General features: G+C 71.0%; 12 protein-coding genes. 6 read left to right on the forward strand and 6 right to left on the reverse strand.

The features are described 5' to 3' along the window. Window positions 1–53 precede the first annotated feature (53 nt). From P1Y20_RS08365 to P1Y20_RS08375, 3 genes are read left to right on the forward strand one after another with little or no spacing between them, the layout of a single operon-like run. Window positions 54–488 (forward strand): DUF5788 family protein, encoded by a 435-nt coding sequence (locus P1Y20_RS08365; RefSeq protein ID WP_304448206.1) that lies wholly within the window; start codon window positions 54–56, stop codon window positions 486–488. After that, on the forward strand, window positions 485–2,233 hold the full coding sequence (polX, locus tag P1Y20_RS08370) for a DNA polymerase/3'-5' exonuclease PolX (RefSeq protein ID WP_304448207.1): 1,749 nt from the start codon (window positions 485–487) through the stop codon (window positions 2,231–2,233). Before P1Y20_RS08365 ends, polX begins: the two co-directional genes overlap by 4 nt. Continuing rightward, on the forward strand, window positions 2,233–2,673 hold the full coding sequence (locus P1Y20_RS08375) for a Mut7-C RNAse domain-containing protein (RefSeq protein WP_304448208.1): 441 nt from the start codon (window positions 2,233–2,235) through the stop codon (window positions 2,671–2,673). Before polX ends, P1Y20_RS08375 begins: the two co-directional genes overlap by 1 nt. A gap of 1 nt (window position 2,674) precedes the next feature. Here P1Y20_RS08375 and P1Y20_RS08380 read toward each other — a convergent pair whose 3' ends face one another. From P1Y20_RS08380 to lonB, 3 genes are all read right to left on the reverse strand, one after another. Continuing rightward, complete coding sequence (locus tag P1Y20_RS08380) at window positions 2,675–3,577, reverse strand: cell division protein CdpA domain-containing protein (RefSeq protein ID WP_304448209.1); 903 nt, start codon at window positions 3,575–3,577, stop codon at window positions 2,675–2,677. Between the two features lie 78 nt (window positions 3,578–3,655). After that, window positions 3,656–4,456, reverse strand: a complete 801-nt coding sequence (locus P1Y20_RS08385; RefSeq protein ID WP_304448210.1) for a CPBP family intramembrane glutamic endopeptidase — start codon at window positions 4,454–4,456, stop codon at window positions 3,656–3,658. Window positions 4,457–4,459: 3 nt separating this feature from the next. Then, window positions 4,460–6,424, reverse strand: coding sequence for an ATP-dependent protease LonB (gene lonB / locus P1Y20_RS08390; RefSeq protein WP_368662165.1), 1,965 nt, complete (start codon window positions 6,422–6,424; stop codon window positions 4,460–4,462). Window positions 6,425–6,645: 221 nt separating this feature from the next. On the opposite strand from lonB, the gene P1Y20_RS08395 reads away from it, so the two are divergent. From P1Y20_RS08395 to P1Y20_RS08405, 3 genes are read left to right on the forward strand one after another with little or no spacing between them, the layout of a single operon-like run. Further along, window positions 6,646–7,197 carry a nicotinamide-nucleotide adenylyltransferase gene (locus P1Y20_RS08395; protein WP_304448212.1) on the forward strand — a complete coding sequence of 184 codons (552 nt, stop codon included), beginning with the start codon at window positions 6,646–6,648 and terminating at the stop codon, window positions 7,195–7,197. 4 nt (window positions 7,198–7,201) lie between these two features. Further along, on the forward strand, window positions 7,202–7,957 hold the full coding sequence (locus tag P1Y20_RS08400; RefSeq protein WP_304448213.1) for an SAM hydrolase/SAM-dependent halogenase family protein: 756 nt from the start codon (window positions 7,202–7,204) through the stop codon (window positions 7,955–7,957). Further along, window positions 7,957–8,577 carry a trimeric intracellular cation channel family protein gene (locus P1Y20_RS08405; protein WP_304448214.1) on the forward strand — a complete coding sequence of 207 codons (621 nt, stop codon included), beginning with the start codon at window positions 7,957–7,959 and terminating at the stop codon, window positions 8,575–8,577. The genes P1Y20_RS08400 and P1Y20_RS08405 overlap by 1 nt, the downstream gene beginning before the upstream one ends. Here P1Y20_RS08405 and P1Y20_RS08410 read toward each other — a convergent pair. From P1Y20_RS08410 to P1Y20_RS08420, 3 genes are all read right to left on the reverse strand, one after another. Beyond that, window positions 8,531–9,331, reverse strand: a complete 801-nt coding sequence (locus P1Y20_RS08410) for an alpha/beta fold hydrolase (protein ID WP_304448215.1) — start codon at window positions 9,329–9,331, stop codon at window positions 8,531–8,533. The two genes, P1Y20_RS08405 and P1Y20_RS08410, sit on opposite strands and share 47 nt — an antisense overlap. A 148-nt stretch (window positions 9,332–9,479) precedes the next feature. Continuing rightward, window positions 9,480–11,057: a thermosome subunit alpha gene (thsA, locus tag P1Y20_RS08415; RefSeq protein ID WP_304448216.1), complete on the reverse strand. Its 1,578-nt coding sequence runs from the start codon at window positions 11,055–11,057 to the stop codon at window positions 9,480–9,482. A gap of 119 nt (window positions 11,058–11,176) precedes the next feature. After that, complete coding sequence (locus P1Y20_RS08420; RefSeq protein ID WP_304448217.1) at window positions 11,177–12,160, reverse strand: glycosyltransferase family 2 protein; 984 nt, start codon at window positions 12,158–12,160, stop codon at window positions 11,177–11,179. Window positions 12,161–12,167: the final 7 nt, after the last annotated feature.

Genomic DNA, 12,167 nt, shown 5'->3' on the forward strand with positions numbered 1-12,167 from the left:
CGGCCATTACGCCTTTCGTTCGGACTTTTGGTGTCGGCGCCCCTAGACCGGGTATGCAGGAGTTCGAGCGAAAACGGCTGCTCGAGCGTATCGACCGCGAGGGCGCGACGGTCGGCGCGAGCATCCCCGACACCATCACCGTCCAGGACGAGGAGGTCGACCTCCGGACGTTCGTCTTCGAGATAAAGCGCCGCGACACCGTCCCGGAGGGCGAGCGAGAGCGCGTCGAGCAGGCCAAGCGAAACCTCCGGCGCGAACGCCTCCAGCGCAAACAGCGCATCGAGAACGACGAGGTGAGCTACGAGGAGGGCAAGACCCTCGTCCAGAGCATCATCGGTATCGACCGGGCGCTCGAGGCGCTCGGGAGCCTCGGTCCCTCGAACATCGAGGCCGAGGCGCGCGCGCAGGAGGCCGCCGACCAGAAGCGCTGGATGCGCTTCCTGAAGCAGGCGCTCGGCAACGACGGCGGTCGACGGGGGCGCTCGTGAGCGTCCGCAACGACGAACTCGCCGACCTGCTCGAGGAGTTCGCCGACCTGCTCGAGGCCCAGGACGTCGAGTACAAGCCGCGGGCCTACCGGCAGGCGGCCGAGAACGTCCGCGAGCACACCACCTCGGTCGCCGACCTCGCCCGCGAGGGCGGGGCCGACGCCGTCAGCGAGGTGAACCGCGTCGGGGACGCCATCGCCGCGAAGGTCGTCGAGTACGTCGAGACCGGTGAAATCGAGGAGCTAGAGGAACTGCGCGCCGACCTCCCCGTCGACATGGCGGGGCTGACGAGCGTCGAGGGCGTCGGTCCGAAGACGGTCGGGACGCTCTATCGCGAACTCGGCGTCCGGACCCTCGACGACCTCGAGACCGCCGCCCGCGCCGAGGAGATACGCGAGGTGTCCGGGTTCGGCGCGAAGACCGAGGAGAACATCCTGTCGAACGTCGAGTTCGCCCGCCGCTCGAACGAACGGGAGTTGCTGGGCGACGCCCGCCCGCTGGCCGACGACATCCAGCGTCACTTCGCGGACGTGACCGCCGTCGAGCGCTGCGAGGTCGCCGGGTCGCTCAGGCGCTGGAAGCCGACCATCGGCGACGTCGACCTCCTCGTGGCGAGCGAGGACGCGGAGGCCGTCGTCGACGCGTTCACCGACTGGGAGGAAGCCGACGTCGTCATCGAGGCGGGGACCGGGAAGGCGTCCGTCCGCTCGGCGGGCATCCGCGTCGACCTCCGGGTGGTCGTCCCCGAGGAGTTCGGGGCGGCGCTGCAGTACTTCACCGGCAGTCGCGACCACAACATCCGCGTGCGCGACCGGGCCATCGAGCGGGGCCTGAAGGTCAACGAGTACGGCGTCTTCGACGTCGCCGACGTGGACGACGCGGAGGACCACCAGCGCGCCGGCGAGCGGGTCGCCGGCGCCACCGAGGAGGAGGTGTACGCGGCACTCGACCTCCCGCTCGTCCCGCCGGAACTCCGCGAGGACCGCGGCGAGGTGCGGGCGGCCGCCGAGGGCACCCTGCCCGACCTCGTCCGCGTGGAGGACGTCCGCGGCGACCTCCACCTCCACACGACGTGGTCCGACGGGCGCCACTCGATTCGGGAGATGGTCGAGGGCGCGGCCGAGCGCGGCTACGACTACCTCAACGTCTCCGACCACGCGACCGGGCCGGGGATGGTCGGCGGCGTCGGTCTCGACGACGACGAACTGAGAGAGCAACTCGAGGAGATACGCGCGGTGGCCGACGACGTCGACATCAGGGTGTTCGCGGGCGTCGAGGCGAACATCGACGAGGAGGGCGGACTCTCGGTCGGCGACGACCTCCTCGCCGAACTGGACTGCGTCGTCGCCTCGCCGCACAGCGCGCTCGACGGCGACGGGACCGACCGCCTCGTCGGGGCCGTGGAACACCCCGAGGTGAACGTGCTGGGCCACCCCACGGGCCGGATGTTGAACCGGCGCTCGGGCCTCGACTTCGACGTCGGGACGGTCGCCGCGGCCGCGGCCGACGCGAACACGGCGCTCGAGGTCAACGCCAACCCGAACCGCCTCGACCTCCGCGGCGGCGCGGTGCAGGTCGCCGTCGAGGCGGGCGCGACCATCGCCGTCGACACCGACGCCCACCGCCCCGAGAGCTACGACCTCGTCCGCTACGGGGTCCACACCGCCCGCCGGGGCTGGGCGACGGCCGACGACGTGCTCAACACGTGGTCGGTCGAAGCCGTCGAGGACTTCCTCGGCCTGTGATGGACCTCCTCCTCGACGCCATGTGCGGCGGGCTCAGGAGTTACCTCAGGATGTGCGGCCACGACGTCGCCTACGCGCTCGACAGGGGCGTCGAGGACGACGCCCGCCTGCTCGCCGTCGCCCGCGAGGAGGGACGGACGCTCGTCACGCGCGACGTACCGTTGAGCGAGCGCGCCGACGACGCGCTTCTCCTCGGCTCGCTCGACACCCGCGAACAACTCCGGGAACTCCGCGCGGCGGGCGTCCCCCTCACGCTGGCCGAGGAGCCGGGTCGCTGCGGGGCGTGCAACGGTCCGCTCGAACGGGTTCCGGGGGAGCCGACGCCCGACTACGCCCCCGACCCGGGTGACGAGGCGGTGTGGCGCTGTCGGGACTGCGGGCAGTGGTTCTGGAAGGGGAGTCACTGGGACGACGTCCGAAAGACCCTCGCGTCGCTGTGAGTCAGTCGCGGGTGTTTCGCTCCCACTGCGGACAGGGGTCCATGTCGTCCATGACCTCGGCGTGGTAGCCACAGTACGGGCGGAGGCCGTCGTCGGTCCGCACGTAGCGGAAGTGGGTGCAGTTGCCGCAGTAAGTGTCGGGGGCGTTGCGGGGGGACGCCTCGGCGACGAGTTCCGCGCCCTCGTCCGGGGTCGGCGTCGATGCCGACCCGGGGTCCGCGGGGCGGCTCGGCGTCTCCGACGACGCCGTCCCGGTGGCTGAACTCGCGGTCGAGGCGCTCTCGCTCCCGCCGTCGCTCCGCGGGGTCGCGCGCGCGGTCTGGGTCTCGACGCTCCCGTCCGGGGGGTCGCCGAGGAAGCCGACGCCGCCGAGGCCGCCCAGCCGCGAGCGGTCCACCTCGACGATGCGCGTCTCGCCCTCGCGCGTGACCTCGAGTTTGACGGTGCCCCCGGGGTCGTTGCGCGTCTTGAAGTTGACGACGCCGAGGAACAGGCACGCGACGGTGATGGTCGTCCCGAGGAAGTAGACGGCCACGACGTGGAGGGCGTAGCTCGGTTCGCCCTGTATCCAGTTCTCGGGGTAGACGGCGTAGAACAGGCCGGCTCCGCAGAGGGTGACTGCAGCGCCGACGACGGACCAGGTGCGCAGGCGGCGGCTCGCCGGGAGTACCGCGGAGACGCCGAGGAACATCGCCGGGAGACCGACGCCAGCGAGGACGCCGGCGGCCTCGCGCTGTTGCCACCACTCCATACCGAACAACCCCGCCCGGGGGTCGGCCGTCGCGAAGACGATACCACCGATGACGAGCGCGACCCCTGTGAGAAAGAGGAGGACGCCGAGGTACAGCCGCCGGAGGTTCGTCCCGCCGCTGCCGCCCTCGTAGACCTCCGTGAGGCTGGTCATGCGCCGTCTTACCACTCGTCGTACTAAAGGATGCGTCAGACGAGCGTCAGACGTTACTGGAGGGACAGACGGACGTCCCTACGCTAACTCGACCTCGAAGTAGCCGCCCACGACGAACTCCAGGGCGTTGACGAGGTAGTGGGCGACGACGACGGCGAGGAAACTGTTGGTGACGACGAAGACGGCCGCGAGCGCGAAGCCGAGGACGCCCGTCACGACGATGCCCGCCCGGCCCTGCGCGCCGTGGCCGAACGCGAACGCCACCGACGCCCCGACGGCGAGGAGCCACGGCGAGAGGCCGAACCCGACGGCGGGGACGCCGACCAGCGCCGCCCGGAAGAGCAGTTCCTCGAAGCCCGCGATGAGCGGGAGGACGCCCCCGAGCAGGAGCACCCATCCCCCCGGTGACTCCGGGGTGAGGAGCTCCCGGAGGGTGTCGTCGGCCTCGATGCCGAAGGCCGGCGCGCTCGCCGCGCCCAGCGCGTTGAGCAGGTAGAGGCCGACGCCGGCCGCGACGCCGACGCCGAGCGCCGGCAGGCCCGTGCTGAGGGGAACCGCGGGGTCGACGCCGAGCGCCGGGAGCGGTATCTGGGTGTACCACGCCGCGGCGACGAGCGCGGCCGCGAACACGCCCTGCGAGAGCGCGACGTTGACCAGCAGCGTCCCCGTCCCGTACTCGCTCGGCGGGGTGAGCGTCCCGCCGTCGGCGCGCGAGGCGGCGCGGTCGCTCGGCGGGTCGAACTCGGTGAGCGAGACGCTGCCGACGCTGCCGTCGGCGCGAGTGACCGTGCCGACGCTCTCCTGTGAGAGACGGGCCAGCACGAGGAGGGAACAGAGGACGACGACCGTCAGGCCGACGAACGCCGCCCAGTCGGTCACGGCTTACTGGGGACTCGGGCTGCCACCGGGGCCGACCTGACGGTCGAGCGCGTTCCCGGTGATGTTCTTCAGCCGGTCGACCAGCGAATCCTTCTCCGGTTCGCCGACGAGGGCGACCTCGAGCACCTCGCTGATGTGGCGTACCGGGATGATCTCGACTTCGTCCTTGTACTCGTCCTCGATCATCACGTCCTGCTCGTTCGCGGCGGGAATGATGACCGTGTCGAGGCCGGCCTTCGCGGCCGCCTCTATCTTGTGGGTCACGCCCCCGACCGGGAGGACGTCCCCGCGGACCGAGAGCGAGCCGGTCATGGCGATGCTCTGGTCGATGGGGATGTCCTCCAGCGCGCTGATGACCGCCGTGGCCATCGTCACCGACGCGGAGTCGCCCTCGACGCCCTCGTAGGACTGGACGTACTGGATGTGGATGTCCTGCTGGGAGATGTCCTCGTCGGAGAACTTCTTGATGATGGCCGAGACGTTCTGGACGGCCTCCTGGGCGATGTCCTGGAGGTTCCCCGTGGCGATGACCTGGCCCGGGCCCTGCGAGGGGGCGACCTCCGCCATGACGGGCATGACGATGCCGGAGTCCTCGCCCATGACGGCGAGGCCGTTGACGCGGCCGACGACCTCGCCCTGCGAGACGTTCAGCTCGTAGTCCTTGCGGCGCTCGATGTAGTCGTCCGCGAGCTGCTGTTCGATGGAGCGGCTGCGGCGCTTGGCGCGCAGGACGTGTTCACGGGTGGTGAACTCGGCGTCCTCGGCGCGGGCGATGTCGCCCGCGACGCGCACCAGCCCACCCAGGTTGCGGAGTTCGAGCGTCAGGTGGCCCTTGCGCCCCGAGCGGCGCTGGGCCTCGAGGATGACCTCCTCGACGGCCTCGCGCGTGAAGTGGGGCAGGCGACCGTCCTTCTCGACTTCCTGGGCGACGAAGCGCGCGTACTTGCGGCGCATCTCGGGGTCGTCGTCGATGGTGTCGTCCATGTACACCTCGTAGCCGTAGCCCTTGATACGCGAGCGCAGGGCGGGGTGCATGTTCTCCATCGCGTCGAGGTTCCCCGCGGCGACCATCACGAAGTCCGTCGGGACGGGTTCGGTCTGGACCATCGCGCCCGAGGAGCGCTCGGACTGGCCGGTGATGGAGAACTCGCCCTCCTGGATGGCCGTCATCAGCTTCTGCTGGCTGCGGATGTCGAGCGTGTTGATCTCGTCGACGAACAGCACGCCCTTGTTGGCCTTGTGGATGGCGCCGGCCTCGACGCGGTCGTGGCTCGGCGTCTCCATGCCACCGGACTGGAACGGGTCGTGACGGACGTCGCCGAGCAGCGCGCCGGCGTGGGCGCCCGTCGCGTCCTCGAACGGGGCGGTCTGCTGGTCGGCCGTGTTGACCAGCAGGTTGGGAATCATCGCGTCGCTCCCCCGCGAGGAGTAGCGGAAGGCGAGGTAGATGACACCAGCCGCGAGGATACCGAGCAGGACCGCTCCCTCGATGATGAGCGCGTAGCCGATGACGATGGCGATGATGATCCACATGAGGAAGCTGCGCATCTGGTTGCGCTTTCTCGCCTCCTCCTTGTGCGCCTCGACGATCTGTTCGCCCTTGCCGGCGGGGACGGTCCGGACCTTCGGTTCGTTGCCGTCGTCCGGGTTGTGGTAGACGAGGACGTCCTGGAGTTCCTCGCGCGGGAGGAGCTGACTCATCGCCTTCGCCAGCATGGACTTGCCCGTCCCCGGCGACCCGATCATCATCACGTGGCGTCGCTGACTCGCCGCCTTCAGGATGATGTCCCGGGCGCGGTCCTGTCCGATGACCTGGTCCACCAACCGGTCGGGGACCTCGATGTCTGCGGTACTTTCGATCTGGAGTCCCCCGAGCAGGTCGTCGGTCGCCGACTCGTCGACCTCCATGTCGTCGGCCACGTCCCTCCCCAGGTCGGACTCGGACTGGTCCCCCGGGGCGGCCGGCATCTCACCGACCTCCTCTTCTGACTGGGAGACCTCGTCTGCGTTGTTATTGCTCATAGAACCGTTGCTTTCACTCGATACTGACGGGACGTCTACTGATATACTTTCTCCCGCCCGGGAACGCCAGACCGGACCGAGAACCCTCGAAAGACCCGAATTCGAGGGCTCAGTCGGGTCGAGAGGCGACTCGCTGGGCTTATTAAACGTCCTGTCGAGTCTCCGGTATGACACGGGGGTTCTACATCGGACGGTTCCAGCCGTACCACGAGGGCCACCACGCCATGGTCGAGCGCATCGCCGAGGACGTCGAAGAACTGGTCCTCGGCATCGGGAGCGCCGACCAGTCCCACACCGTCCACGACCCGTTCACCGCCGGCGAGCGTATCATGATGATAACGAAGTCGCTCAGCGCGGCCGACATCGACATCATCACCTACGCCGTCCCCATCGAGGACCTGAACCGCAACGCCGTCTGGGTGAGCCACGTCCAGAGCATGTGCCCGGAGTTCGACGTGGCGTACTCGAACAACCCGCTCGTCGTCCGCCTGTTCCGGGAGGCCGGAATCGAGGTCCACTCCTCGCCCATGTTCCGTCGCGAAGTGCTGGAGGGGTCGGAGGTCAGAGAGCGCATGGCCAACGGCGGCGACTGGGAGGACCTCGTCCCCGACCCCGCAGTCAGCGTCATCGAGGAGATCGACGGCCTCGGGCGACTCAAGCAGGTCGGCAAGACCGACAGCAACGGCGAGAGCGAACCCGCCGAGGGCCCGACCGACTGAACCGATGATAACGCTCGCCTCCGACTTCGGCACGCCCTACCCGGCGGCGATGCGGGGCGTCGTCCTCCGGGAGACGGACGCCCGCGTCGTCGACGTCGCCCACGACTTCCCCCGACAGGACGTCCGTGCCGCCGCCTTCTGGCTGCGCGAGACGCTCCCCGAGTTCCCCCCGGCGGTCCACTGCGCCGTCGTCGACCCCGGCGTCGGTACCGACCGCGCGGCGCTCGTCGTTCGGGCCGGCGACCACGCGCTGGTCGGCCCGGACAACGGTCTCCTCCTTCCCGCGGCACGGGCGCTCGCGGGGGACGGGGGCCCCGACGTCTTCGAGTGGACCGTCGACGACCCCGCGAGTTCGACGTTCCACGGGCGGGACGTGTTCGCGCCGGCCGCCTGCGCCGTCCACGAGGCGGGTGTCGACCGGCTCGCGGACCTCGCCCGCGCGGCCCCGACCGAGTCGTTCGTCGACCTGCGCTTCCCCGCCTCCGAGGTGCGCGCCGACGGTTCCGTGGGCGAAGTCCTCGTCGTCGACGGGTTCGGCAACGTCGTCACGAACGTCCCCGGGGACGTCCTCGACGGCCGGTCGACCCTCTCGGTGAACGGCGCGTCCGTCCCCGTCGCGCCCTCCTACGCGCATCGTGGGGAGGGCGACGCACTGGTCACCGTCGGGAGTCACGGCAACGTCGAATTCGCGGTGAATCGGGGCCGCGGCGACGAGGCGTTCGGCCTGGCGGTCGGTGACCGCGTCGAACTCGAGTTCTGATGGTCGTCGAAGGTGCGGACGCGTTCGGCCTGATGAACGCCGTCGGCCTGCTGGCGTTCGCCGCCGCGGGCGCGCTGAAGGGCGCCGACGCCGACCTCGACCTCTTCGGCGTGGCCGTCCTCGGGACGTCCACCGCCCTCGGCGGCGGTATCGTCCGGGACGTCCTCGTCGGGCGGGTCCCGCTCGCGCTGCGCAACACGACCGACGTGAGCCTCGTGCTCGTCGGCGTCGCCCTCGCCGTCGCGCTGTCGACGGCGCTCGGCGGGCGCGTCCGCGACCACCCCGCGCTGGTCGTCTCGGACGCCGTCGGCCTCGCCGCCTTCGCCGCGACGGGCGCGCTCGTGGGCGTCGAGGTCGACATCTCGGGGTTCGGGGTCGTCGTACTGGCCGCGCTCACGGGCGTCGGCGGCGGGAGCATCGCGGACCTGCTCCTCGGGCGCGTGCCGGTCGTCCTCCGCGAGGACTTCTACGCGACGCCGGCCGTCGTCGGCGGGGCCGGCGTCTGGGTCGCCACCGAACTCGGCGTCCGGGCGGGCAGCGCCGGCCTCGGCTGTGCTGCGCTCGTGTTCGCGCTCAGGCTGGTCGCGCTGCGACGCGACTGGCGGCTCCCGACGGTGTGAACGCCGCGTCGTACCACGCGAGGAGCGCGGCCGCGACCCGTTCGTGGGCGCGCTCGTAGCTCACCGTCCCCGGCGCGTCGCCCGACTGCCCCGTGTAGCTCCCGAGTTGCGAGTGGTTCACCCCCGCCGGTTCGGCCACTATCGCGTCCTCCGGGAGGCGCGCCAGCCCTCGGCGGTAGTTCCCCCGGTCGACGACGGTGTCGCGCTCCCCGACGACGCTCACCACCGCGAGGTCGGCCGTCGAGACGTCGACGTCGCAGTACGCGCCGAGCAGGACCAGCCCCTCGACGCGCTCGTCTCGCTCACCTCGCTCCGCCGCGTACCGACAGGCCATCGCACCGCCGAGGGAGTGCCCGCCGACGGCCCACCGGTCGACGGCCGGGTGCGCCTCGACGACCTCGTCGGCCGCGTCGGCGTCGAGGACCGCCAGGTTCAGCGGCATCGACGGGACGACGACGGTGACGTTCCGCTCCGCGACGAGGGGCGCCAGGACCGGGAGGTAGCTCTCCGGGGAGACGCGCGCACCGGGGTAGAAGACGAGGGCGACGGACGACGACGCGTTCGCGGGACGCATCACCCACCCCGCCTCGGACGGCGAGACGGCGATGGCCGGGTCGGCCTCGACCGCGGCGACACCGGCCCGGTCCGGGTAGGGCGTCGAGAGGTAGACGCCGGCGGACACCCCCGCGACGAGACAGAGCGCGAGGACCGCGACGAGGAGGAGGTGCCAGCGCTCGCGGAGACGGCGGAACATGGGCTACGGACGTCGGCAACCGACAAGAAGGGGAGGCGTCGCGTTCGGACGGCGTTCGCGGAGGAGTGCGGTCGCGAGGCGACCGCGCTCTGCTCAGTTCGGCGCTACTCGCGTCGAACCGCGGTCTCGCGACGAGACGCTCGACCGTTCAGTTCGACGCGATGACGTCGTCGATACGGACGATCATCGTCGCGGCCTCGGTGGCGGACTCGACGGCCTCGCGCTTGACCGCGGCGGGGTCGATGATACCGTGCTCGACGGGGTCGGCGACGACGCCGGTCTGCCCCTGGGCGACGATACCGGCGCGGCCGTCCTCCTCGAACGTCGAGCGGAGTTCGACCAGCGCGTCGATGGGGTCCATCCCGGCGTTCGTCGCGAGCGTGCGCGGGAGCACGTCGACGGCGTTGGCGAACGCCTCGACGGCGAGTTGCTTGCGGCCCGTGATGCTCGCGGCCTCGCTGCGGAGGTGGTCCGCGATGGCGATCTCCGTCGCGCCCGCGCCGGGGACGACGCCGCCCTTGTCGAGGGCGGCGGTGACGACGTCCAGGGCGTCGTTGAGCGCGCGCTCCAGTTCGTCGGCGACGTGCTCGGTCGAGCCACGGGCGAAGACCGTGACCGACTTCGCGTTCGCGCCGCCCTCGATGAAGGCGAGTTCGTCGGTGCCGAACGTCTCGACGCGGACGAGGTCGGCGTGGCCGAAGTCGCTCTCGTCGAGGTCCTTGACGCTCCCGAGCTGCTTGGCGCCGGTCGCGCGGGCGATGGCGGTCGCCTCCTCGTCGCTGACGTCCTCGAACGCGAGGATGTCGTGTTTCGCGAGGAACGAGGCGACGCGGGCGTCGATGTCGCCGGTGACGAACGCGACGTCGATGTCGGCCTCCTTCAGCGCGTCGGCGTAGCCCCGGAGCTCGCCCTCCTCGGCGTCGAGCGCGGCGCTGAGCTGGTCGATGCTCGTGATGCTGTACTCGGCGTCGACGTTCCCCTCGCGTACCTCGAGGTCGAGGTCGAGGACGGCGACGGTGGCGTCCTCGACGCGTCGGGGCATGGTCTCGCTGACGGGTTCCTCCTCGCTGACGACCCCGCGGACGAGTTCGGTCGCGCTGGAGCCGGCACCCGTCTGGGTTCGGACGCGGATGTCGTCGCGCTCGACGCGCTCGTCACCCCGGACCTGCTTGACGGCCTCGACGACCGTCTCGGCGAGCGGTTCGGCGCCGATGTCGCCGGTCCCCTTCCCGGTCATGCTCGACTTCGCGACCTCCACGAGCGTCTCGTCGTCGAGGTCGCCGTCGATGACCTGGGCCTCGATGGCCTCCAGGGCGAGGCGGGCGGCCTCGTTGTACCCCTCGACGATGGCCGTCGGGTGGACGTCGTCCTCGAGGAGGTCCTCGGCCTGCGCGAGCAACTCGCCGGCAAGGACCGACGCCGTCGTCGTGCCGTCGCCGACCTCCTCCTCCTGGGTGGTGGCGACCTCCACTATCATCTGGGCGGCGGGGTGCTCGATGTCCATCTTCTCGAGGATGGTGGCCCCGTCGTTCGTGATGACGACGTCGCCGGAGTCGGAGACGAGCATCTTGTCCATCCCGCGTGGCCCGAGCGTGGTCCGGACGGCGTTGCTCACCGCCTTCCCGGCGGCGATGTTCGAGGACTGGGCGTCCCGTCCCCGGGTCCGGTCGGTGTCCTCTGCGAGGATGAACATGGGCTGACCGCGGCGCTGGAAGGATTGTGCCATAATCAGGTGGGGAATGGTTTGCGATTCTATATAAAAGTTTCCCTCAGGGGCCGCGGAATCGGGTAACGGCGACACATGCCACTCGGTAACACGGCCGGGAACGTCCTTCGCCGCGGGCGTCAGTCCCGCCGGTCGTAGACGGCGACGGCCCGGTCGCTGCGCGAGGAGAGCCCGCGGGGGTTCCGCCTGCGGGTCCGGTCGCGTACCCGCGCACCGGCACCCGCGTGGAGTCCCGAGACGGTACCCACGAGGACGTCCCGGCCGTTGCCGAGCCAGCTCGACGGCCGGCGTTCGCCGCGGGCGACGTCCGTGAGGGCGCCGACGGCGTCGTCGAGCGCGTGGCGGCCGACGCGCCAGCACGACCGCAGTCCGTAGTTCTTCACGAGGCGGTAGGTGAGCGAGCGGTAGCGCCACGCCCAGTCGCGGGTGTGCTCGCCGCCGTCGGCGCGGAGCGAGGGTTCCCGGATGCCCGCGAGGTCGCCGTCGGCGAGGTCGGTGTTGACGGCCATCGCGGGACACCAGTCGACCGAGAACCCCTGGACTGCGAGGCGGTGGGCGGCGTCGCGGGCGCCGCCGGTGACGAGGTACTCGTCGAAGCCGTCGATGGCGTCGAGCGCCTCGCGCCGGAACGCGACGTTGCCGCCGTTGAGGTAGGTGACCTCCCGACCGCCCATCCGGCGGCGCTCGACCGTCTCGGAGGAGACGCCGCCACCGGGGAGCGGCCGTCGGGTCGGACCGCTGACCACGTCGGGGACGTCCGGCCCGTGGCCGCTGGCGCGGTGGGCGCTCCCGGGTGCCGCGAGCGCGTCGAGGACCGCGCCGTACCAGCCCGGTTCGACGAGCACCGCGTAGTCGAGGAACGCGACGCACTCCCCGCGGGCGCGGTCGGCGCCGGCGTTGCGCGCGACGTCGATGTTGCGCTCGTCGATTTCGACCAGCACGTCGACGTCCTCGCGCTCGCGGACGGCGCCGGTCGTCCCGTCGACGCTCGGCCCGTTGACGACGACGACCTCCGCGGCCGGAGCGTACGCCGCGAGGGCGTCGAGACAGCGGACCAGTCGCTCCCGGCCGTTGAGTGTCGGGACGACTACCGAGAGCTGCATACCGGTA

Origin of the sequence: Halomarina ordinaria, assembly GCF_030553305.1 — an archaeon.
GTDB lineage: Archaea > Halobacteriota > Halobacteria > Halobacteriales > Haloarculaceae > Halomarina > Halomarina ordinaria.

Coding starts and splice junctions, on each gene's coding strand:
- P1Y20_RS08420 (WP_304448217.1), bottom strand. CDS start 12,160: ATGCAGCTCTCGGTAGTCGTCCCGACACTCAACGGCCGGGAGCGACTG.
- thsA (WP_304448216.1), bottom strand. CDS start 11,057: ATGGCACAATCCTTCCAGCGCCGCGGTCAGCCCATGTTCATCCTCGCA.
- P1Y20_RS08365 (WP_304448206.1), top strand. CDS start 54: ATGCAGGAGTTCGAGCGAAAACGGCTGCTCGAGCGTATCGACCGCGAG.
- P1Y20_RS08400 (WP_304448213.1), top strand. CDS start 7,202: ATGATAACGCTCGCCTCCGACTTCGGCACGCCCTACCCGGCGGCGATG.
- P1Y20_RS08380 (WP_304448209.1), bottom strand. CDS start 3,577: ATGACCAGCCTCACGGAGGTCTACGAGGGCGGCAGCGGCGGGACGAAC.
- P1Y20_RS08395 (WP_304448212.1), top strand. CDS start 6,646: ATGACACGGGGGTTCTACATCGGACGGTTCCAGCCGTACCACGAGGGC.
- lonB (WP_368662165.1), bottom strand. CDS start 6,424: ATGCCGGCCGCCCCGGGGGACCAGTCCGAGTCCGACCTGGGGAGGGAC.
- P1Y20_RS08375 (WP_304448208.1), top strand. CDS start 2,233: ATGGACCTCCTCCTCGACGCCATGTGCGGCGGGCTCAGGAGTTACCTC.
- P1Y20_RS08405 (WP_304448214.1), top strand. CDS start 7,957: ATGGTCGTCGAAGGTGCGGACGCGTTCGGCCTGATGAACGCCGTCGGC.
- P1Y20_RS08410 (WP_304448215.1), bottom strand. CDS start 9,331: ATGTTCCGCCGTCTCCGCGAGCGCTGGCACCTCCTCCTCGTCGCGGTC.